Origin of the sequence: Aminobacter sp. P9b, from assembly GCF_045345995.1 — a bacterium.
Classification (GTDB): Bacteria; Pseudomonadota; Alphaproteobacteria; order Rhizobiales; family Rhizobiaceae; genus Aminobacter; species Aminobacter niigataensis.
The window spans coordinates 2,752,619-2,773,700 of record NZ_CP150082.1; the positions used below are offsets into that span (position 1 = coordinate 2,752,619).

19 protein-coding genes are annotated in these 21,082 nt (G+C 60.9%); 15 read left to right on the top strand and 4 right to left on the bottom strand.

Translation table 11 applies throughout. The features are described 5' to 3' along the window. Window positions 1-44 precede the first annotated feature (44 nt). The 7 genes from WHT83_RS13490 to WHT83_RS13520 all read left to right on the top strand — a co-directional run bounded on the left by WHT83_RS13490 (window position 45) and on the right by WHT83_RS13520 (window position 7,992). On the top strand, window positions 45-1,085 hold the full coding sequence (locus tag WHT83_RS13490) for a porin (protein WP_406871445.1): 1,041 nt from the start codon (window positions 45-47) through the stop codon (window positions 1,083-1,085). Window positions 1,086-1,214: 129 nt separating this feature from the next. Further along, window positions 1,215-2,006 (top strand): AraC family transcriptional regulator, encoded by a 792-nt coding sequence (locus tag WHT83_RS13495; RefSeq protein ID WP_183261953.1) that lies wholly within the window; start codon window positions 1,215-1,217, stop codon window positions 2,004-2,006. Between the two features lie 295 nt (window positions 2,007-2,301). Then, a complete protein-coding gene (locus WHT83_RS13500; protein WP_406871446.1) occupies window positions 2,302-3,171 on the top strand; it encodes an aromatic ring-hydroxylating dioxygenase subunit alpha in 870 nt (289 codons plus the stop codon). A gap of 241 nt (window positions 3,172-3,412) precedes the next feature. Beyond that, window positions 3,413-4,432: a BMP family protein gene (locus tag WHT83_RS13505; RefSeq protein WP_406871447.1), complete on the top strand. Its 1,020-nt coding sequence runs from the start codon at window positions 3,413-3,415 to the stop codon at window positions 4,430-4,432. 14 nt (window positions 4,433-4,446) lie between these two features. After that, window positions 4,447-5,988 (top strand): ABC transporter ATP-binding protein, encoded by a 1,542-nt coding sequence (locus WHT83_RS13510; RefSeq protein ID WP_406871448.1) that lies wholly within the window; start codon window positions 4,447-4,449, stop codon window positions 5,986-5,988. After that, complete coding sequence (locus WHT83_RS13515; protein WP_406871449.1) at window positions 5,985-7,067, top strand: ABC transporter permease; 1,083 nt, start codon at window positions 5,985-5,987, stop codon at window positions 7,065-7,067. The genes WHT83_RS13510 and WHT83_RS13515 overlap by 4 nt, the downstream gene beginning before the upstream one ends. Next, a complete protein-coding gene (locus WHT83_RS13520) occupies window positions 7,060-7,992 on the top strand; it encodes an ABC transporter permease (protein ID WP_318762002.1) in 933 nt (310 codons plus the stop codon). Before WHT83_RS13515 ends, WHT83_RS13520 begins: the two co-directional genes overlap by 8 nt. 16 nt (window positions 7,993-8,008) lie before the next feature. Here WHT83_RS13520 and WHT83_RS13525 read toward each other — a convergent pair whose 3' ends face one another. Next, window positions 8,009-8,824, bottom strand: coding sequence for a helix-turn-helix domain-containing protein (locus WHT83_RS13525; RefSeq protein WP_406871450.1), 816 nt, complete (start codon window positions 8,822-8,824; stop codon window positions 8,009-8,011). Window positions 8,825-8,977: 153 nt separating this feature from the next. Here WHT83_RS13525 and add point away from each other — a divergent pair, with 153 nt between their 5' ends. After that, entirely contained in the window at window positions 8,978-10,132 is a 1,155-nt protein-coding gene (gene add / locus WHT83_RS13530) for an adenosine deaminase (protein ID WP_406871451.1), read from the top strand. A gap of 115 nt (window positions 10,133-10,247) precedes the next feature. Here the strand turns inward: add and WHT83_RS13535 are convergent, their stop codons facing one another. Continuing rightward, window positions 10,248-11,072 carry a helix-turn-helix domain-containing protein gene (locus tag WHT83_RS13535; protein WP_183261942.1) on the bottom strand — a complete coding sequence of 275 codons (825 nt, stop codon included), beginning with the start codon at window positions 11,070-11,072 and terminating at the stop codon, window positions 10,248-10,250. A gap of 19 nt (window positions 11,073-11,091) precedes the next feature. On the opposite strand from WHT83_RS13535, the gene WHT83_RS13540 reads away from it, so the two are divergent. From WHT83_RS13540 to WHT83_RS13570, 7 genes are all read left to right on the top strand, one after another. Next, window positions 11,092-12,345, top strand: a complete 1,254-nt coding sequence (locus WHT83_RS13540; protein ID WP_406871452.1) for a Rieske 2Fe-2S domain-containing protein — start codon at window positions 11,092-11,094, stop codon at window positions 12,343-12,345. Window positions 12,346-12,422: 77 nt separating this feature from the next. Next, window positions 12,423-13,436, top strand: coding sequence for a PDR/VanB family oxidoreductase (locus tag WHT83_RS13545; RefSeq protein ID WP_406871453.1), 1,014 nt, complete (start codon window positions 12,423-12,425; stop codon window positions 13,434-13,436). A gap of 87 nt (window positions 13,437-13,523) precedes the next feature. Beyond that, window positions 13,524-14,555 (top strand): BMP family protein, encoded by a 1,032-nt coding sequence (locus WHT83_RS13550; RefSeq protein WP_108608533.1) that lies wholly within the window; start codon window positions 13,524-13,526, stop codon window positions 14,553-14,555. Between the two features lie 82 nt (window positions 14,556-14,637). Next, window positions 14,638-16,152, top strand: coding sequence for an ABC transporter ATP-binding protein (locus WHT83_RS13555; protein ID WP_406871454.1), 1,515 nt, complete (start codon window positions 14,638-14,640; stop codon window positions 16,150-16,152). Further along, window positions 16,149-17,213, top strand: coding sequence for an ABC transporter permease (locus WHT83_RS13560; RefSeq protein WP_406871455.1), 1,065 nt, complete (start codon window positions 16,149-16,151; stop codon window positions 17,211-17,213). Before WHT83_RS13555 ends, WHT83_RS13560 begins: the two co-directional genes overlap by 4 nt. After that, window positions 17,210-18,142, top strand: coding sequence for an ABC transporter permease (locus WHT83_RS13565; RefSeq protein WP_406871456.1), 933 nt, complete (start codon window positions 17,210-17,212; stop codon window positions 18,140-18,142). The genes WHT83_RS13560 and WHT83_RS13565 overlap by 4 nt, the downstream gene beginning before the upstream one ends. A gap of 92 nt (window positions 18,143-18,234) precedes the next feature. Further along, window positions 18,235-18,909: a helix-turn-helix domain-containing protein gene (locus WHT83_RS13570; RefSeq protein WP_406873977.1), complete on the top strand. Its 675-nt coding sequence runs from the start codon at window positions 18,235-18,237 to the stop codon at window positions 18,907-18,909. Window positions 18,910-19,407: 498 nt separating this feature from the next. On the opposite strand, the gene WHT83_RS13575 is transcribed toward WHT83_RS13570, so the two are convergent. Continuing rightward, entirely contained in the window at window positions 19,408-20,214 is an 807-nt protein-coding gene (locus tag WHT83_RS13575; protein ID WP_406871457.1) for an ABC transporter permease, read from the bottom strand. Then, window positions 20,208-21,065, bottom strand: coding sequence for an ABC transporter permease (locus WHT83_RS13580; RefSeq protein ID WP_183261927.1), 858 nt, complete (start codon window positions 21,063-21,065; stop codon window positions 20,208-20,210). Before WHT83_RS13580 ends, WHT83_RS13575 begins: the two co-directional genes overlap by 7 nt. Window positions 21,066-21,082: the final 17 nt, after the last annotated feature.

The following is a 21,082-nucleotide window of genomic DNA, read 5'->3' on the forward strand; positions in this document are numbered from 1 at the left end:
GCATGAAAACCAGAACAGCTACAAATCGGGAGGGAACCGGGACAATGAATTACAGGAAAACTGCGCTTGGCTGCGCGCTGGCAATCGGTGCGCCCTATGGCGCCCAGGCCGCTGATGCCGTGGTCGTCGCCGAACCGGAGCCGATCGGCTATGTCCGCGTCTGCGATACCTACGGTGCCGGCTTCTACTATCTGCCGGGGACTGAAACCTGCCTGCGCGTCGGCGGCTACATTCGCTACGAGATCGGTGTGGGCGACCTTTTTGGCGCGGACCGTGACGACGACGGCCGGGGCGGCACCTATTTCAAGCGTGCCCGCGCGGCGTTGAAGATCGATGCCCGCTCGGAGACTGAATTGGGCACGTTGCGCCGCTACATGCACATCAACTTCCAGCATGACATCGACTCGGACGGCGGCCACGAAGCGATGGAAATCGAGAGTGCCATCATCGAGCTGGGTGGCTTGCGCATCGGCGTGAACGACTCGCTGTTCATCACCTTCGTCAATTATGCCGGCTATGTCTCCAAGGACGACGTGATCGGCTACGGCCCATTCGCCACGCCGCAGATCGCCTACACCTACAAGAACGAAAACGGCTTCACCGCGGCCGTTTCTCTCGAAACCGGCTACGACCCGTTCGTCGTCGACAGCTACATGCCGCATGTCGTGGCAGGCCTGTCCTACGCGCAATCCTGGGGTGGCGTGGCCCTGGTTGCTGCCTATGACTCGGTTTCGGAGGAGTGGTCAGGCAAGCTGCGCCTCGATGCCACCTTCAGCGATACAGTTTCCGCATTCGCAATGGCAGGACTCAAGAGCGACGACAGCGCACCCTATTCCCAGTTCTACGGTATCTGGGGCGGCCGGTGGGCCGTGTGGGGCGGCGCCACGATCAAGGCTTCCGACAAAGCCTCGGTGAACTTCCAGCTGTCTTATGACGAAGACGAGAACTTTGCCGCGGTTGCCAATGTCGCATATCAGGTCGTGCCGGATCTGATGGTCGCGCCGGAGATCGGCTTCTACGACAATTTTGCCGTCGACGGCGCCGATATGATCGGCGGCTTCGTGCGCATGGAGGCATCGTTCTAGCGCGTCTTGCGAGTAGACGCGGCTCCGTCGGCTTGCGCCGGCGGAGCAATGCCCCGATGATCATGCGCACAGTACATCAGGGCAGGGGTGAGCTCTGGCTCGCGTCCGTGAACATTGCGAAAGATCAGTATGCGTCTGCCCCCGATCGATCTCAGCCGCGAAAACACCTTCGGGGAACTGACCTATGAGACCGGCGGCCAGTATGGGCCGATCATGGGCGATTACCTCGCCTTCATCGTCGTCCATATCGGCAGCGCCACGATCGAGGCTGATGACAGGGTCACAAGGCTCGAGGCCGGGCAGTGCGCGTTCTCGCTGACGCATGACCGCTACAACTACATTGCGCAGGAGGGGGTCTTCTCGCATGTCAGCTGGTGCGACGGTCGCCCTCAGAACGCCGGCTGGCTCTACCAGGAGGCCGGCAAGATCGCGCCTTTCATCGACGCAACGCCTCAAGTCCAGGCACTAATGCAACTTGGCGTCGACCTTGGCATCGGCGACCGCGACAGCCGCAGCGGATTGCGCGAGGCGCTGACAAACGCGCTGCTCAACGCCTACATCTACGAGGCAGGGGTCCTGGCAGCGGAAAAGCCGGTGCCGCAGACGATCCTGCGCGCCAGGCGCTACCTCGACGAGCACTTCGCCGGCGACCTCACCATCGAACATGTTGCAGAACAGGTGCGGGTCAGCCCGCAGTATCTGGTCTCGGCTTTCAAGAAGCATATGGGCATGACTCCGGCGCGTTATCTCTGGCGCTGCCGTGTCGACTATGGCGCCCACCTTTTGCAGCGGACCGGGCTGTCGATCAGCGAGATTGCCTACAAGGTCGGCTACAAGAATCCCTACCATTTCTCGCGCCAGGTGAAGCTGGCGTTCGACTGTTCCCCGACGGAGCTGCGCGAGCAGGCGCGCAGCGCCTAGTCGCAAGCCGACGCATGCTTGCCGCCGGGTGAACTGGCGATATGCGATTGCCAACCGCATGCATGGCGGATTGGGCGTCATCCGTGGAATTCTTCACCTGCCGATCCGAACTGGGCCAAGACACCAGCCAGACCGGCAGCGGAGGAACGACTGTATAAGGCACTCAGGTGCTCGCCAGATATGGCGCCGGGCAAATGCCGCCCGCAATCGCTCCGAAATCGCTGAACCGAACGACTATCGCCTGCGGCCTGTTTCGAGGCCGCAATGTGCTGAACGAGTATCGCGGATGGCCAGTATGGGAAACCTCGCTTCGATAGATCCGGTCGCTCTCGACGAGTGGCATGTCGTGGCTTCCCTCGACGAATTGCCTGCCCAAGCGACGATCTCGACGATCCTGCTCGGCCAGGCGATCCAGGTCGGGCGGCGTGGTGACGTGCTCGGCGTATGGCGGGGCGATGAAATGCTGCCTTTGATCCAACGCTTCGGCTATCTGTGGACGACGCTGGGCAATCCTCCGCGCGACCTGTTCGAGATCGTCGAATTCAACGAACCCGACCGCAATGTCATCGTCCAGGGCGTCACGCGCGTCGCCGTGTCGGCACCCCGCGCCGTCGAGAACTTTCTCGACATGGGGCATTTTCCCTTCGTCCACACTGGCATCCTCGGCGAAGAGCCGCACACCGAGGTCAAGCCCTATAAAGTCACCGTCTATCCGGAGCCGCCGGAAATTCTGGTCACCGAATGCGAGTTCTACCAGCCGCAGGCCAATGCCGGTTCTGACAGCGGCGTGGATACGGAATATGTCTACCGCATCCCGCATCCGTTTTGCGCGGTACTCTACAAGACAGGCTCGACGGACGCCAAGCGCCGCGACGTCATTGCCTTGTTTGGCCAGCCGGTCAGCGAAGAATGCGTGCTGGTCCATATCGTTATCTGCCTTGTCGACGATGTAACCAACCTCGCTGCGATGCGCAGCTTCCACCAGACCATTCTCGGCCAGGACAAGCCGATCCTGGAAAACCAGGTGCCGAAGCGGTTGCCGCTCGACACGCGCGCAGAAGTGCCGATCCGCGCGGACGCGGCCTCTGCTGCATATCGCCGCTGGCTTCGCGACCGCGGGCTTCGTTACGGCGTCATCTTCGGCAACACCAGCCGCGCCGCATGAAGTGCAGCCGTTGTGTTTAACCAGGGATATGCCTGACTGAAATAGCAGCCATTGTTGCGCCCAAGCCGGCATGAAAGCTTGAGCTCATGGTTGCAAGACCGAAAACCGACGACAGATAAGACCAAGGGGAACGTCGTTGGTGCAGGAATTCCGCCGCTTTGCGCGGCCTGCCCTGTGCAGGCTGAGCGCGAGCAGTCGGGCGGAATGGGACAGTTTTCGAGCTGGAATGGAGGAACCTTACATGGCACCGAACATCACCCGTCGCGCGGCACTTCTCGGCTCTGCAGGAGCAATCCTGCTGGCGGGCTTTACCCGCTCATTCGCGGCCGAGCCGACCAAACTGAAGATCGCCATCATCATGGAGAGCCGCGTCGATGTCGGCTGGTGCAGCACGCTTCTCGACTCCCTCAACAAGATCAAGGGCGAGATCGCACCGACCGTCGACCTTTCCTGGGAATACACCGATCCGCTGTGGAACGAGGACGCCGAGAATGCGATGCGCCTCTACGCCGAGAGCGGCGAATACGACATCATCTGGGGCCATGGCCGCTATTCCGACCAGATCAAGAAGCTGAACACCGAATTCCCCGACATCATGTTCGTGGTGGCCGGCTCCGGCAATGCGCCGATCGGCGCCAACCAGTACTGGCTCTACAAGCGCCTGCATGAGCCGTCCTATCTGCTTGGCATGCTCGCCGGACGGACGACGAAGTCCGGTGTCATCGGACTGGTCGGCACCTTTGCCGCCGACGACGTCAACGACCAGATCAACGCTTATCTCGAGGGAGCGCGTTCGGTCCGCTCCGACATCCAGCATCGCGTTTCGTTCATCGGCTCGTGGTCGGACAATGCGCTGGCCGCCGAGCATGCCAATGTGCAGATCGCTTCCGGTGCCGACGTCGTGTTCATGCTGACCGACAACTTCAAGCCTTGCGAGGAGCACAACATAATGTGCTTCGCCAACATCAGCGATCAGAGCAAGAATGCACCGACAGCGCTTGCTTCCAGCGCGGTCATCAACTGGGAGCCCGACCTCAAATGGCTTGTCGGCGAGTGGCAGAAGCACAAGGCCGGTGGCCAGTTTAGCGGTAACGCGGAACCGAAATGGTTCTCGATGGCCGATGGCGGCACCGACATCGCGCCCTTCCATGAGTTCGAAGCCAAGTTGCCCGATGCCGTGAAGCAGGAAATTGCCGCGACCCGGCAGAAGATCCTTTCGCGTGAACTCGTCGTTGCAGTGAACACGGCGGAAGTGAAGTGAACTGCACGGCGCAAATGGTGCGGCCTGTCGTGGTGGAAGAGCTGCTCAAGGTCCAGAATCTCACCAAGCGCTTTGGCGCGGTCACCGCCAATGACGGCGTCAGCCTCGACGTGCGCAAGGGTGAGATTCATTGCCTCTTCGGCGAGAACGGTGCCGGGAAGTCGACCCTGTCGGCCTGCCTCTACGGCTATTATCGCGCCGACAGCGGCGAGATCGTGTTCAAGGGCAAGACCGCCGAACTGAACTCGCCCGCCGACGCGCTCCGCCTCGGCATCGGCATGGTGCACCAGCATTTCGTGCTGGTCTCCAACTTCACCGTCCTTGAAAACATCATCGTCGGCAGCTCCGACGTCGGCGTCTTCCTCAACAAGTCGGAAGCCCGCCGCAAGGTGGTTGCTCTTTGCCAGGAGTGCGGCATCGACATCGACCTGGATCGCGAGATCTGGCAACTGTCGGTCGGCGAGCAGCAATGGGTGGAAATCCTCAAGGCGCTGTATTTCGGCGCCGAATTGCTGATCCTCGACGAACCGACCGCGGTTTTGACCCCGCAGCAGTCGGACCAGCTGTTCAGGATCATGTCGGGCATGCGCAGCCGCGGCCTGTCGATCATCCTGATCAGCCACAAGCTGCGTGAGGTGATGCAGTCCGACCGCGTCACCATTCTGCGCAAGGGCAAGGTCGTGGCCACCGTGGAAACGGCCGGTAGCACGGCGGAGGCGATCACCGCGCTGATGGTCGGCCACAAGGTGACAAAGCACGTCCGCGACCGAACCGTTACGCCGGCTGGCGATTTCCTTTCCGTGCGCAATGTCTGCGCCAAGGGCGACTGGGCCGAGGATGTACTCAAGGATGTCAGCTTCGACATCGCCAAGCATGAGGTTCTTGGCTTGGCAGGTGTCGCCGGCAACGGCCAGAAGGAGCTGTTCGAAGTCCTGATGGGGGTGCGCGCGGCGAGCTCCGGCGGCTTTTCGCTCGACGGCGAGGCGATCGTCGCACCGACATCACGCGAAATGCTGGACCGTGGTGTCGGCTTCGTGCCCGACGACCGCTTTCGCGAAGGGTTGATCCCGGAATTCGGCACCGCCGAGAATCTCGTGCTTGGCTGGCAGCGCGCGCCCGAATATCGCCGTGGGCCGTTCCTCGACCGGCGCAAGCTCGGCGTGCTCGCCCGCAAGAAGATCGAGGAATTCAAGGTGGTGACGGCATCAGCCGAACTGCCGGTCGAAAGGCTGTCCGGCGGCAATGCGCAACGCGTCATCCTGGCGCGTGAATTCCTGCATGCGCGCGGGCTGCTGCTCGCCAACCAGCCGACGCGCGGGCTCGACGTCGCGGCTTCCGAATTCGTCTACGAAAAGATCCTGGAGAAGCGCGCTGCCGGTTTCGCCGTGCTGCTGGCCTCGGAGGAACTCGATGACTTGCTGCGCCTCTGCGACCGCATCGCGGTGATCTTCAAAGGGCGGATCATGGGCATCGTACGTCCTGAGGAAACCTCATTGCTCGACCTCGGAATGATGATGGCGGGAGACGCCAAAGAGCCTGAACGGACAGTCCAATGATTTCAGTTCAACGACGCTCGGGCAGCAGCCTGAGCTGGAATGTCGCCTGTTACTCCACGGCGATGATATGCGCATTCCTGACGTCGGCAGCTTTGTTGGCCTTTTCGGGCGGTGACCCTGCGAAGGCGTTCTCGGCGCTGCTGACAGGCGCCTTCGGCAGCCAGAACGCGCTCTATGGTTCGCTGGCAAAAGCGACCCCGCTTTTGCTTGTCGGGCTCGGTACGGTCATCGCCTTTCGGGCGAAAATCTGGAACATCGGCCAGGAAGGGCAGGTCTTCGCCGGTGCGATGGCCGCCTACTGGATGAGCCTTTGGGTGGCTCCATTGCCGTACTGGCTGGCATGGCTGCTGATTGCCATTGCTGGGCTTGTCGGCGGCGGCGTGCTCGGCCTGCTTGCCGGCTATCTCAAGGTCCGCTTCGGCACCAGCGAGGTCATCTCGACCGTGATGCTGAACTACATCGTCATCTACATCCTCGCCTATCTTCTCGATGGCGGCCCGTGGATGGAGAGTGGGCTGACTGTTGCCTATCACCAGTCGTCGCCGGTCAACCCGCTGCTCGAATGGCCGATCCTGCTTGGCCAGGGCTCAGGCAAGATGCATATCGGCTTCATCCTGGCGCTTGCCGCTGCTGCCTTCTGCGCCGTGCTCCTCGAGAAAACGTCGCTCGGCTACGAGATTCGCGCCTTCGGCTCCAACCCGACCGCGCTGCGTTTCCGCGGCACCAACATCCGGCGGCTGCTGCTGGTCGTGATGCTGTTGTCGGGTGCGCTCGCCGGTTTGGCCGGGGCAGGCGAATTGTTCGGCACCTCGCACCGCCTGCGCGCCGAGACGCTGCTTGGCATCGGCAGCTCCGGCATCGTTGTTGCCATGGTCGGCGGCCTGCGGCCGAGCGGTGTGATGCTGGCCGCACTTTTCTTCGGCGCGCTGAAGAGTGGCGCCATCTACATGCGACTGAAAAGCGGAACGCCTGCCGGCCTGGTCTCGGCGATGGAAGGGTTGGTGCTGCTCTTCTTCCTCTGTGCCGCAGTCGCGACAAAGCTTCAGTTGGTGCGCGTCGAGGAGAAAGTCCATGCTTGAGTTGCTGCAAGGTCCGCTGCTGATCAGCATCCTGGCCGGCATGGTCCGAATCGCGACGCCGCTGCTGTTCTCGGCCATGGGCGAGCTGGTTACCCAGCGCGCCGGCATCTGGAACATCTCGGTCGAAGGCACGATGCTGCTGGGAGCGGTTGTCGCCTATGTCGTCGCTTCGACCACCGGCTCGCCGTGGCTAGCGCTGCTTGCAGCCGTGCTCGCTTGTGCCCTGATCAGCCTGATCATGTCCTTTGTCACGATCGTCCTGAAGGCGGAACAGTTCGTTGCCGGCCTGGCGCTGAACCTCCTGGCTTCGGGCCTCACCCTGTTCTGGTTCCAGACCTATGTCATCGGCCGCGAGCCGCCGAAGTTCGCCGGTTTCGATCAGGTCGACATTCCGCTGCTGTCGGATATTCCGTTCCTCGGCCCGATCCTGTTCTCGCAGCGCCTGTTGACCTATGTCGCGTTTTTGCTGCCGGTCGCAGTGTGGTTCTTTCTCTACCGCACCAAATACGGCCTCGAGATCCGCTGCGTCGGCGAGAACCCCAAGGCGCTTGACGTCAAGGGTTTGAGCGTCGGCTGGCGCCAGTGCCTGGCAATCATGTTCGGCAGCCTGATGTCGGGCTTCGGCGGGGCCTTCCTCATGCTCGGCTATTCCGACCGCTTCGTGCCCGATCTCATCGCCGGCCGCGGCTGGCTGGTCGTCGTCGCCATCATTGCCGGCAACTGGATGCCGTTCCGTGTGGTCGGCGCGATCTTCATCTTCGCCCTGCTCGAGGCGGTTGCGATCCATGCCCAGGTAGTCGGCGTTTCCATCCCCCACCACTTCTTCCTGATCCTGCCCTATGTCGCCTCGCTGGTATTGCTGGCAGGGCTCAGGTCGCGCACGCACCAGCCCGAAGCGCTCGGCGTGCCCTACAGCAGAGAGTGAGCGATCCCGCTTGCGGCTATGATGCCGTAGGCTCCCTGGAGATCCGCTGAGCCGCCTGGGCGCGAAGCTCCGTCGGCGACATGCCAAAATGCAGTCTGATCTGACGCGAGAAGTGATAGGGATTCTTGTAGCCGCACCGTTCGGCTATTTCCATCACCGGTAGTTCGCTGTGAAGCAGCAGTTGCCGGCCATGGTTCGCTCGTATCTGCCAGAGATAGCGAACTGGCGTGACGCCAATGTGCTTGCGGAACGACGAGACCAGATGCTGGGGCGTCAGCGCAAGCATGTCGGCCAGCTGGCCGAGGGTCAGTTCCTTTGCAAAGTTTTCTTCGAGATAACGCCGGGCGCGGTGGATGGAGCGGGGCGTGTGCCGTTCTCGCTCCGATATCTGCGCCTCATGGAAGTAAGCGGCGAGCAGCGACTGCCCCAATGTCTCGCAAAGGATATGGGTATCCGCGTCAGAACCCTGCGTCAGCCCCAAACCCAGTCGCTGGAGAGTCTCGATCCGTGCGGAGATCGGGATCTTGCTGGTCGCGTTGCGCAAGCTTAGCGCGGCAGAGTCCGGGAGGTTCGCAGGAAACGCCTCGCACCAGCCTACCTTGTTGCGCGTGCCTTTCTGGTACTCAAACACGGACAGCTGCTCACCCAGAAACAAGCCGCACTCGCCGGCTTCGACGATGGTGATCTTGCCGTCGCATGTCGCCTTGGCGGTGCCTTCATGCACCAGCAGCAGCGCGACATAGTTGCCGGTTAGCGGCCCGTACACTCCCCCCACGGGATACACGGCCTCGCCAAAGGAAAAACCGTCCTCCTGGTCAACGACGATCTTCATCTACTCGCCCCGATAGCCGCTGCATTCTGCGCGATTGCCCTGAGGCTCGCAACGTTGGCTCATCGCTATCTTCATTCACGATATGCTTCGAAGCGTCGCCGATATTTCGTTTGCTGCCTTGATGCATGACACTTTGGCCATTGCGATGAGACGATGAGGCGCAGCCGGCGGCAACCGCCAAATGCCTTTGTGAAGCTCGATGTGGCCAGAAAATCGTCCACCTGGCGTCCGCGCAATACAAGTTGCGAGCTACGTTGGCAGTGGAGAAGACCAGTGAATATCCAAGAATTCATCCGGAAAGTCCCAAAAACCGAGCTTCACCTTCATCTGGAGGGAGCCATTTACCCGCAAACCGCACTGGATCTGGCCAGGAAGAATGGCGTGCATCTGCCACCAGTCGACGACGCGAAGGACCTTTATCGTTTCAAGAGCCTCGAGGATTTCCTCGTCATCTACTCCGCAGTGTCGGCAAGCGTCGTCGACGTCGACGATTTCAGGCGCATCACCTACGAGATGCTCGAGCGCTGTGCCCGCAGCGGCGCGCGCTACGTCGAGTTCTTCTTCAGCCCGCACGCACATCTTGATTGCGGGGTAGCATATGAAACGCAGCTCAAGGGCATCCTGACCGGCATGAAGGACGCCGAGACGGATTTTCGCGTTGTCAGCCGCATCGTGCCCGGCATCAACCGCGAACGTGGGCGGGCGGCAGGACAAGAGATGGTCGAACTGATCCTCGCGCATCGAACCGACGAAGTGATCGGTATCGGCCTGGACTTCAACGAGGCGCCGTTTCCGCCCGAGCCCTTCGGCGACGTCTTTGCCCATGCGCGCAAGTCCGGGCTGCATGTGACCGCACATGCCGGCGAAACGGGGCCGGCCGCCTACATCAGAGGCTCGCTTGACGCCTTGAAGGTCGAGCGCATCGATCATGGCTACAATGTCGTCAATGACCCACAACTAATGCAGCGCTGCAAGGATGAGGGTGTGCTCTTCACCGTATGCCCCTCAACCGCAGCGGTCACTTCGGCGTGGCACGATCTGTCGGCGCCAGATCACGCCATTCGCCAGATGCTTGATTTCGGACTGACACTTTCGATCCACAGCGACGATCCACCGATGTTTTTCACCGACCTCGAGAACGAATACGTCAAGGCGGTTGAACAGCTGAAATTCACCCCGCGCGACATCCGGGATGCCATCCTGGCGGGCATCGACGGCTCCTGGCTCGATGCAACGACAAAGCGTCGGTGGCTGCAGGAATGGTCGGAAGAGATCGACGGGCTGATGACGGCGTTGTCGCCCAACTAGGTACGGCGTTCGGGCGGTCGACAACGGCGCGATCCGGTTGCGGCCATATCACTTAAGATCAGCCGGGCTTGCCTTGTCGCGGCCCGGCTGACAGACCACGAAAATTCCACACCGCTCAGTACGCGATATCGACCGTATCTTCGGCAACTTCGCTTGGCTTGTGGTAGCCCATGTTCGCGCGCACTTCAGTTGGCGACATACCGAAAAGCTGCTTGATCTGACGCGAGAAATGGTAGGGGTTCTTGTAGCCGCATTGATATGCGATTTCCGCTATCGTCAGGCCGCTGTGCAAGAGCAGATGACGCGCCCGTTTTCCGCGTACCTGCCAGAGATAGCGGGCCGGTGTGACGCCGATATGTTTGCGGAACGACAGAATGAGGTGCTGCGGCGTTCGCGCCACCAGATCTGCCAGACTGTTGATCGTGACGTCCTTCTCGGAATTTTCCTCGATGTAGTTTCTGGCGCGATGGACGGGTCGGGGAATATGCCGATCCCGCTCTGAAACGTGGGCTTCGTGAAAATAGACTGCGTAGAGTGTCTGCCCCAGGGCGTTGCGCAGCATGTTGAGATTGGCCGTGGATCCGGAGCCCAGTTCGACGCCAAGGCGCTGAAGTGCTTCAAGCGGCTCGGATATCGGAATCTTGGCGGGCACTTCGCGCAGACGCTGCGCAATCGACTCCGTCAAGGTTCCCGGTGAGCCTTCGCACCAGCTCACCCGGCCGCGATCATACTCGAACAGAACGTATTGTTCGTTGCGAAAGACGCCGCATTCGCCACTCTCCACGATCGTCACTTCGTCGTCGCAGGTCACCTTGGCTGTTCCTTCGTGGACCAGCAGCAGCGTCACGTAACGATTACGAAGTGGGCCATAAACCCCTCCCACATTGTACAGCGCCTCACCGAAAGTGAAGCCGTGCTCCGGGTCGACGATTGTCTGCATTGGCTGGCTCCAACCGGCAGTGGATGAGCACGTAACGTACCTCGCTGTCCCGGCATTTCAAGCGGCGGTCCATCGCGATCTTCATTCAAGATATCCATTGGATCGGCAAGGACATTCCTCAAAAACCTCTGTTCGCCGACTATCCAGCTACGAAAATCAAAGCCGATCCGACGAACCAGATATGGCAAATCGGGCCGGGCTCCAGGGAGCTGAACTTATGTTTTTGCCCGTCGACAACTCGAAGACGAAGAGCGAGCTGCCGCCCGGATGCACATTCGCGGAAAGCGACTGGCATATCCTCTCCTCGTTCTGGCATCCCGTGGAATATGCTCACGAAGTTGGCGAAAAGCCCGTGCGGGCCCGCCTCCTGGATGTCGACCTTGTGCTCTACAGGACGTCGCAGGGCGTGGCCGTCGCCCGCGACATCTGTCCCCACCGCGGCACCAGGATCAGCTCCGGCTGGATGGCCGACGGCCAGATCGTCTGCCCGATGCATGGCTTGCATTTCGACCATGGCGGACAGTGCACCAAGATTCCGTCGATGACCGATCCGACGGCAAAGATACCGCCCAGGCTCAGGCTGCTGACCGTGCTTTCAGAGGAGCGCTACGGCATAATCTGGGTATGCCTCAAGGGCGAGCCGATCTGGCCGATCCCGCAATGGCCTGGACTTTCCAACGCGGACTGGAAGACGGTCTATCTGCCCAAGGATACGTGGAACGCGGCGGCGAGCCGCCATGTCGAAAACTTCAATGATGTCGCCCATTTTCCATGGGTTCATGCCGAAAGCTTTGGCTCGGCGACAGCGGTTCCTATTCCGCAATACACGGTCGATCATGCGGAGTTCGGACTGCGTTTTTCTTATCCATACCCGAACGGCGCCAACTATTACCCTGACGGCGTCGAGGGCACCGAGCGCAACGTCGTCTACAGCTATGAACTGACCTATCCGTTTTCGACGATCATCATCATCGATCCGGAAGGCTCGGATTACGTGCAATATCTGGCGGATACGGTGTGTCCGGTTTCAGCCCGCGAAACCCGCATTTTCCAGCTGCTCACCGACACCACCGGCAATCCGGACAGCGAATACTGGAAGAAGTTCCAGATGCTGATCAACGACGAAGACAAGTCGATGGTCGAAGAACAGCGCCCGGAAGACCTGCCGCTCGATCTGACTGAAGAAATCCACGTTCCCTGCGATCGCCTGTCGCTTGAATACCGGCGTGCGCTCGCCAAGAAATTCGGGCTCGGCGCGCCGATCGCGAGTTGAGCCGGCCAATTCAGCGAAATCGGAACCGTAGCCGCAAAGTTCCACGTTTTGCCTGACAGGCCAGGAAGGAGCCGAGCATGAACATCGCGCTGTCTGCCCATGGAAATGCTATGATCCACCAGGTCAACCGTTCTGCGCGCCTGCAAGTCCGGGTCGCTGCCAAAACCACCGAAGCCCAGGATATTGCCGGCTTCGAACTGGTCGATTGGAGTGGCGAGGACCTGCCGGCTTTCACGGCGGGGTCGCATGTCGATGTCTTCATGGCCAACGGGCTTGTTCGCCAATATTCGCTTCGCAACAATCCCAGTGAGCGCCACCGCTACCGCCTGGGTGTCCTGCGTGATCAGCAGGGCGCTGGCGGCTCGATCTTCATGCACGATATGCTGAAGTCAGGCGATGTGATCGAGATCAGCCACCCACGCAACGCCTTTCCGCTGAATGAACAGGCGTCATCGTCACTGCTGCTGGCCGGAGGGATTGGCGTGACGCCGATCCTGTCGATGGCCCACAGGCTATCGGCCCTGGGACAGGACTTCGCGCTGCATTACTGCGCCAGAAACCTCGACCGGATGGCTTTCCGGGCCGAGCTAGAGACGGGTCCGTTCAAGACGCAGGTTCATTTTCACCTCGATGACGGACCACCCGAGCAGAAATTGAGCATCGCGGAATTGTTGCATTCGAGCCCAAAGGGCACGCATCTCTATGTTTGCGGACCACGCGGGTTCATGGACGCCGTCATCGGCGAAGCCGAACGGTCGTGGCCGAAGGAAACCATTCACCGCGAGTATTTCGGCAAGATCGCTGATGTCGGATCAAGCGATGACAGGCCGTTTGCCGTCCAGATTGCCAGCACGGGCCAGGTCTTTGCCGTTCCAGCAGGCGAAAGCGTCGTCTCGGTGCTCGGCACCAACGGTATCGAGATCCCGGTATCTTGCGAGCAAGGCATCTGCGGAACCTGCGTGACCCGCGTGCTTGCCGGGCTGCCTGACCACCGCGACCTTTATCTGACCGATGCCGAACATGCAGCCAATGACCTAATGACGCCGTGCTGTTCGCGGGCGCTGTCGGAAATCGTCGTGCTGGATTTGTGAACGAGGGAAATATGCACCGGTGGACATACACCGGGCAAAGCAGGGCCTGACCAAACTGGGCCAGACAACCAATGGGAGTTAGAAATCATGATTGGACGATTGACCGGCAGGCTGGTTGCCTCCTTGGCAATGGCTGTGCTTGCGCTGTTTGCGCTTTCGTCGGTGTCGCGCGCCGAAAATCCGGACAAGCTCCGCATCGCGGTCATTCTGGCTTCCGGCGTGGAAAGCGGCTGGGACGGAACACTGATAGAATCGCTCGAGCGGGTGAAGGCGGCGAAGCCGCATGGGCTTGAGCTGAGCTGGAAATACACCGACCCGCTATGGGGCGACGATGCGGGCGACGCCATGCGGCTGTTCGCCGAAAGTGGCCAGTATGACGTCATCTGGGCGCACAGCACCTATTCCGACCAGGTCAAGAAGCTGAAGGACGAATTCCCCGAGATACTCTTCGTCGTCACGGGTTCGGGGAACGAAGGCTTGGGCGGCAACCAGTACATGCTCTACAAGCGTGTCCACGAACCTGCCTACCTGCTTGGCGTCATCGCCGGCCGCATGACCAAGACCAACGTGCTTGGCACGGTGGGCACATTTCCCGCTGACGACGTGAACGACTCGATCAACGCCTTCTTTGCCGGGGCAAGGTCGGTAAATCCGTCGATCAAGGAAAAGGTCGTTTTCATCGAGTCCTGGTATGACCCAGCCAAGTCGGCCGAATACACCCATGCGCAGATCGCCACCGGCGCCGACGTCATCTTCCAGCAGACCGACAACTTCAAGGAATGCGAGGCTGCGAAGATCATCTGCTTCGGCAGCAATCAGGATCAGTCCAGCTTCTCCCCGACCACGATCGTCAGCAGCACCGTGATCCGTTGGGATCCGGACATCACCCATGTCGTCGATGCCTGGTGGCAGCATAAGGTCGAGGGAAAGCCTTTTGCCGGCAGCACGGAGCGGATTTGGCGCGGCATGAAGGATGGCGGCGCCGGCATGGCTCCCTATCACGGCTTCGAGGCGACGCTGCCGCAACCGGTGATATCAGAGGTCGAGGCGCTGAAGGCCAAGATCATCTCAGGCGAGTTCCAGGTACCGCTCGATGTATCAGCCCCCAAGCCCAATTGAGACAACGCTCCTGCCGGGCCGAGAGGTCGGTCCCGGCAGGATACTCCCCATCCCACTGACTGATGACAGGACAGATTTTCGAATGTCGACAGCTCTGCGCGTTGAAGGTCTGACCAAGCGCTTTGCCGGCGTGACGGCCAATGACGGCGTCGACTTCGACTTGGCGGTCGGCGAGATCCATTGCCTGTTCGGTGAAAATGGCGCGGGCAAGTCGACCTTGTCGGCATGCATCTTCGGTTTCTGCAAACCGGACGCCGGGCAGATCGTCGTGCGTGGCGAGCCGGTCGAGATGCACTCTCCAAGGGACGCGATCAAGCTCGGCATCGGCATGGTGCATCAGCATTTCGTGCTGGTGCCCGAATTTACCGTGCTGGAAAATATCATTGTCGGAACCCAGAAATCCGGGTGGCGGCTGGACGACAGAGCAGCCAGGCAAAAGCTGAAGAGCCTGTGCGACGCCTACGGCATCGAGATCGATCTCGACGCCTATGTCTGGGAACTGGCGGTCGGGCGCCAGCAATGGGTCGAGATTCTCAAGGCGCTCTACCTCGACGTCCAGATCCTCATTCTCGACGAACCGACGGCGGTGCTGACACCTGATGAGTCCGCGCGCCTGTTCGCCATCATGCGCAAGATGTGCGCCAACGGCATGTCGATCATCCTGATCACCCACAAGGTCGCCGAAGTGATGCAGTCGAACCGCGTCACGGTCCTGCGCAAGGGCAAGACAGTCGCCACCGTCCAGACCAGGGACACGTCGCCTGAAGAACTGGCGCGGCTCATGGTTGGCCGCGAGGTGTCATTTTCGGTCAACAAGTCGAAGATCGCGCCCGGCGATACCGTGCTCGAAGTAAGCGGTCTCGGCGCCAGGGGCTACTGGAACGAGGCGGTTCTGAACCAGGTTTCGCTGTCGATCGCCCGGCACGAAATCCTCGGCATCGCCGGTGTCGCCGGCAACGGCCAGAAGGAGCTTTTCGAAGTTCTCTCGGGTGTGCGCTGGGCACGCGAAGGCACGATCAGGCTGAACGGCGAGGACGTCAGCCGGCTCACGCCGCGCGCCATGATGGACAGGGGCGTGGGACACATTCCCGACGACCGTTTTCGTGAGGGTCTGGTCGGGCCGTTCAGCATCGCCGAAAACCTCATCCTCGGCTGGCAGCGCAACGCCAAGTATCGCACCGGCCTGTTTCTGGATCGCGGCAAGATCGCAGCGCTGTCGAAGACGATGATGGCCCGCTACCAGATCGCCGCGCGCGACGACGAGGTGCCGGTCGAAAACCTCTCCGGCGGCAACGCCCAGAAGGTCATCCTGGCGCGTGAGTTCCTGCATTCGTCGGGACTGCTGCTCGCCAACCAGCCGACACGCGGCCTCGACATCGGCGTCATCGAATATGTCTACGCCCAATTGCTGCAGAAGCGCGAAGAGGGTTTTGCGATCCTGCTCGCCTCAGAAGAGCTCAGCGACCTGTTCAATCTCGCCGACCGCATCGCGGTGATGTTCAAGGGCGAGATCGTTGGCGTCGTCGACCCCAAGACAACGACAGTGGAGGAGGTCGGCATGCTGATGGCCGGACGCAGGATGGAGGCTGGACGATGATCCGGATCGAACGGCGCATCGAAGCCAATCCATGGTGGACGGCCGGCACGCTGGTGGCCGCATTGGCCGCTGGCATGCTTGCCTCCGCGCTCATCGTGGCGACGGCCGGCGCTGATCCCTTCGAGGCGTTCAGGACTTTGTTCTTCGGTGCCTTTGGCTCGCAGAAAGCGGTGATGACCACCCTCATCAAGTCGACGCCGCTGATCCTGACGGGATTGGCAACCGTCATCGCCTTTCGCGCGCAGATATGGAGCATCGGCCAGGAAGGCCAGGTCTTCGCCGGCGCGATGGCCGGCTATCTCGGCAGCCAGATCCTGGCTGGCCTGCCGCCGCTGCTGTTCTTTCCCGGGGTGATCCTGTTCGGCGTCGCCGGCGGGCTGCTGCTGGGCGGGGCCTGCGCGATCCTCAAGACACGCTTTGGCGTAAACGAGATCGTTTCGACTGTGATGACCAACTACCTTGCAATCTACCTGTTGTCTTACCTTCTGGCGGGCGGACCCTGGGCCGAAATCGGCGATGGCGCTTCTTATCAGCAGTCGGTGCCGCTTCCGGCCGCGGAGCAATTGCCGCTGCTGTTTGGAACCAAGCTCCATATCGGCGTGCTGTTGCCCTTCGTCGCTGCGATTTGCTGTGCCGTCATGCTCGACCGGACCGCACTCGGCTACGAGATCAAGGCACTGGGAACCAATCCTGTCGCGCTTGGCCACAAGGGCACCAATATCGCCAGGACCATCATTGCGGTGATGTGCATCAGCGGCGGGCTCGCAGCCCTTGCCGGCGTCATCGAGCTCTACGGCGTCGGGCACCGGCTGAAGGCCGACAACCTGATCGGACTTGGCTACGCCGGCATCATCGTCGGCATGATCGGCGGCTTGCGGCCGCTGGGCACTGTGCTGGCGGGACTGCTGTTTGGCGGGCTGGCAAGCGGTGCCGTGTCGATGCGGGTGGTCAGCGACATCCCGGCGTCGCTCGTCCCTGCCATGCAGGGCATCATCCTGCTTTTCGTCCTCTGTGCCAGCGTGATGGCGCGTTACAAGATCGTCAGGGGTACCGCGTCATGAGCGGATTGTTTCAGGAAGCCATCCTCATCAGCATTTTCGCAGCGACTTTGCGGACGATGACGCCGCTGCTGTTTTCGGCCATGGGCGAACTCGTGACCCAGCGCGCCGGGATCTGGAACATGGGTGTCGAGGGCACGATGCTGATGGGCTCGTTCATCGCCTATTTCGTGGCGACGTCGACCGGTTCCTTGTGGCTGGCGGTGCTCGCAGCGATCCTGGCTGGCGCCGTCATGGGCCTGATCATCGCCTTCATGACGGCGACGATGCGTGTCGACCATTTTGTTACTGGCCTCGGCCTCAACCTCTTTGCCGGCGGCATCACACTGTACTGGTTTCAAAGCTACGTTCGCGGTGGCCCGCAACCCTCCTTCGCCGGCTTCGAGGACGTGCCGTTGCCCTTCCTGTCGGACATTCCCTTTATCGGTCCCGTGCTGTTCTCGCAGCGGCTGTTGACCTACGCCGCCTTCTTCATCGTCCCTGCCATCTGGTTCCTGCTTTATCGTACGCGATATGGCCTGGAGCTGCGGTGCCTTGGCGAGAATCCGAAGGCGCTCGACGTCAAGGGGCTGAGCGTACCTGTCCGCCAATATGGCGCGGTGATGTTTGGTAGCGCCATGACCGGGCTCGGCGGTGGTTTCCTGATGCTCGCTTTCTCTGATCGCTTCATCGCTGATTTCTCGGCCGGCCGCGGCTGGATCGTGGTCGTCGCGCTCATAGCTGGAAACTGGAAGCCCAAGGGTGTGCTGATGGCGGTGGTGGCCTTTGCATTGCTGGAAGCTATCGCCACTCATGCCCAGGTTGTCGGCGTCGGCGTGCCGCGCCAGCTGTTGCTCGCGCTGCCTTATCTCGCTTCGATCATCCTGTTGATGGGGGTTCGCTTCCGCACCGGCCAGCCGGCAATGCTCGGTTTCCCGTATTCGCGCGAGTGACGCGGGCGACAGCGGGTGTAGTTCGAGCGAAGCCTTTTCCAGCAACTCTGAGCGGGAGGTCAAAGACAGTGGAAGAAGCACATTTCGCCCTCGTGGCGGACGCTCGCGAGCAGCAGAACGACCTGCTCGAGCAACCCGCAAGCCTTTGCCAGAATCCGCATTCGTTGCGCGACAGCGGCGAGAACCGCCTGCAGACCGCGATCGGGCGCGAAGTACGCTTCTGTCGAAAGCGTCATGGCATGACCCTCGCCGAGCTTGCCGACGCCGCAAGCGTGTCGCTCGGCATGATGTCCAAGATCGAAAACGGGCACATCTCGCCGTCACTGGCCACGTTGCAGGCGCTCGCCCAGGCTTTGGCCGTGCCGCTCTCGTCCTTGCTCAGGCGCTTCGAACAGGAGCGCACCGCCGTCTTCGTGAAGGCAGGAACAGGTGTCGAGGTCGGGCGGCGCGGCACGCGGGCCGGTCATCAATACAACCTTCTGGGTTACATCGGCTCCAACACGGGTGGCATCTTCGTCGAGCCCTATCTCATCACGCTGACCAAGGACACTGATACCTTCCCGTTGTTTCAGCATTCCGGGATGGAATTGCTTTACCTGCTCGAAGGCGAGGTCAACTACCGCCATGGCACATCGGTCTACCGGCTGCTGCCGGGCGACAGCCTGTTCTTCGACGCCGACGCGCCACACGGACCAGACGCACTGATCAAACTCCCCATCCGCTTCCTGTCAGTCATCTCATATGGCGTTGGCGGTGGGGAGGATTGAGTGTTTTGGGTCCTACGTTGGCCTATGGAACCTGCCCGAAGGCATGGTGGCATAAGTTTGTCGGGCGGCGTCACTCCATCACCGAAGGATGTCGACGATAGCTTGACGGAATCTACTGGCGCTTGGCTTTTCGTTCAATCAGGCGGGATCCTTTGTGCCGCAACTCGTCGAATCCATTGCCAAGTGCTTGACACACTCGCTCAAGATAGCGGCGGCCGCGAGAACTGTCCGCCGCAAGATCAACCAGTCACCAGCTTGCCGTCATCGACGACCGACGGCGCGGACGCCGAGTCGATCGACAAGCCACGGACGAGCAGTCGTCGCGTCCGGCGGCGATCATGGCGGAGGCGATCGCCGCTGTGATTCTGATCGACATCAACCGATCGGAGCAGGCGACTGATCGTATCTGACGCCGAGGCCATCTTCGATGCGGCAGTGAATTTCTGGAGCGTCGAAGAGTGCTGTCCCAACCGGACCAAAATGAGGAGAGGAGGCTCCCTACCGACGAAGTTTTCGGTCGTTGGCCCGTGCTGCCAGAAGCACGAACGATACCGCCAGTATTGAAGCCAGGAAAATCGAGCCTGACAGGGCATAGATCGTTGGCGACGCGCCCGAATTCATCTTGCCGAACATCGCCAGTGGCAGCGTGTTTTGCCGTCCGACCAGATAGAAGGCCCGGCCGAATTCATTCAGCGACAGCAGGAATGAGAAGATGAAGGCGGCCACCAGGCCTGGCTTGATCAGTGGCAATGTCACATCAACCAGTTGGCGCCACCAGGACGCGCCGAGATCGGACGCCGCAAGCAGGTAGGAACGCCTGACGGCTGCCATGCTGGTCAGGATGACGGTGAAGGCGAATGGTAGCGCCCACAAAAGGTGGCTCGCCGCCACTGTGCCCCAAAATGGCTTCAGTCCGATGCGTCCGAAGATCACCGATAACGACAGCCCCTGGATGATGCCGGGAACGAACATTGGCAGCAACACGAACATGAACCAGCGCGAGCGCCATTTGCCGAGGTCCATGTAAGCGAGCGCCGACAATAGCGCGAGGCCGGTTGCCACCAGCGCGGTAATGGTCGCGACCAGCAGGGATTCCTGCAATGCACTGATGAGGGTGCGTTCCTTGGCGAGCGCGAAATACCAGGTCAGGCTGACATCGGAGAGCGCCGGCAGGGCCGGCTGCAATGCCGGGTTGAATGACACTGCAACCAGATAAAGCGGCGGCAGGTAGATGATTGCCAAACCTATGGCTGTTATCAACCAGATGGCGGCCTTCAGCGGGCGGCTTTCGAAACTGGCTACCATGTGAAACCCTCGAACAGTCTGGTCAGCTTGAACAGACGGTTGCCGATGAATATCAGCCCGAACAGGATGATCAGCACCACGGTCGAGATTGCGAAGGCCAGCGGGAAGTTCACGACCCGCATGACGTCGTTGATCATCACCGAGATCATCGATGCGGCTGCGCCGCCAAGCATCTGCACTTCGGTCGCCGACCCTGCCGCCATGACGAAGACGAAGAGAAATCCGGCGAATATGCCGGCTTGCGTGAGCGGCAGCAGAACCGAGCGGAATGTGCGCCAGAAGCTCGCGCCAAGGTCCTGGCTGGCGGCGAGCAGCGACGGCTCGACGCGTTGCATCGACAGGATCAGCGGAAAGATGACGAATGGCAGGTAGGAGGCGACCAGGCCGACATTGACGGCAAAATTGGAAAACAGGAGCCAGTCGAGCGGCTGGTCGACGATCCCGAGATCCATCAGCCAGCCATTGATCAGGCCGTTGCGGCCCAGCACCAGCCGCCAGGAAAAGGCGCGGATCATGTACGAGGTAAAGAACGGGATGGTGAACAGCGCCATGAGCAGGAGTGCCGTTCGCCTGCTTGCCAGAAAATGCACCGCCATTGCCGCGGGATAGCCGATGACCACGCAAATTGCGGCGGTCAGGAATGCCTTGCCCAGCGATCCGACGATGACGCTCCAGCGCCCGGCCTCGAGGATCGCTGCATAACCGGCCAGGCTGAACTCCGGCCTGATCCAATAGGTCGCGGGGTCCCAGGTCCAGAAACTCCAGACCAGAATGACGATCAGGGGAACGAACCCGAGCAACAGCACGATGAGTGCGGTCGGGAGTGCAAGCAAAAGACCGGGCGATTTCATCTGGTTTCCAGAAAAAG

Bases quoted from the DNA above. Each gene is read 5' to 3' on its own strand.
- WHT83_RS13525 (WP_406871450.1), bottom strand. From the start codon at position 8,824: ATGAAGATCGTCGTTGACCAGGAGGACGGTTTTTCCTTTGGCGAGGCC.
- WHT83_RS13495 (WP_183261953.1), top strand. From the start codon at position 1,215: ATGCGTCTGCCCCCGATCGATCTCAGCCGCGAAAACACCTTCGGGGAA.
- WHT83_RS13490 (WP_406871445.1), top strand. From the start codon at position 45: ATGAATTACAGGAAAACTGCGCTTGGCTGCGCGCTGGCAATCGGTGCG.
- WHT83_RS13535 (WP_183261942.1), bottom strand. From the start codon at position 11,072: ATGCAGACAATCGTCGACCCGGAGCACGGCTTCACTTTCGGTGAGGCG.
- WHT83_RS13520 (WP_318762002.1), top strand. From the start codon at position 7,060: ATGCTTGAGTTGCTGCAAGGTCCGCTGCTGATCAGCATCCTGGCCGGC.
- WHT83_RS13515 (WP_406871449.1), top strand. From the start codon at position 5,985: ATGATTTCAGTTCAACGACGCTCGGGCAGCAGCCTGAGCTGGAATGTC.
- add (WP_406871451.1), top strand. From the start codon at position 8,978: ATGAGGCGCAGCCGGCGGCAACCGCCAAATGCCTTTGTGAAGCTCGAT.
- WHT83_RS13510 (WP_406871448.1), top strand. From the start codon at position 4,447: ATGGTGCGGCCTGTCGTGGTGGAAGAGCTGCTCAAGGTCCAGAATCTC.
- WHT83_RS13580 (WP_183261927.1), bottom strand. From the start codon at position 21,065: ATGAAATCGCCCGGTCTTTTGCTTGCACTCCCGACCGCACTCATCGTG.
- WHT83_RS13550 (WP_108608533.1), top strand. From the start codon at position 13,524: ATGATTGGACGATTGACCGGCAGGCTGGTTGCCTCCTTGGCAATGGCT.
- WHT83_RS13545 (WP_406871453.1), top strand. From the start codon at position 12,423: ATGAACATCGCGCTGTCTGCCCATGGAAATGCTATGATCCACCAGGTC.
- WHT83_RS13565 (WP_406871456.1), top strand. From the start codon at position 17,210: ATGAGCGGATTGTTTCAGGAAGCCATCCTCATCAGCATTTTCGCAGCG.
- WHT83_RS13575 (WP_406871457.1), bottom strand. From the start codon at position 20,214: ATGGTAGCCAGTTTCGAAAGCCGCCCGCTGAAGGCCGCCATCTGGTTG.
- WHT83_RS13560 (WP_406871455.1), top strand. From the start codon at position 16,149: ATGATCCGGATCGAACGGCGCATCGAAGCCAATCCATGGTGGACGGCC.
- WHT83_RS13555 (WP_406871454.1), top strand. From the start codon at position 14,638: ATGTCGACAGCTCTGCGCGTTGAAGGTCTGACCAAGCGCTTTGCCGGC.
- WHT83_RS13500 (WP_406871446.1), top strand. From the start codon at position 2,302: ATGGGAAACCTCGCTTCGATAGATCCGGTCGCTCTCGACGAGTGGCAT.
- WHT83_RS13505 (WP_406871447.1), top strand. From the start codon at position 3,413: ATGGCACCGAACATCACCCGTCGCGCGGCACTTCTCGGCTCTGCAGGA.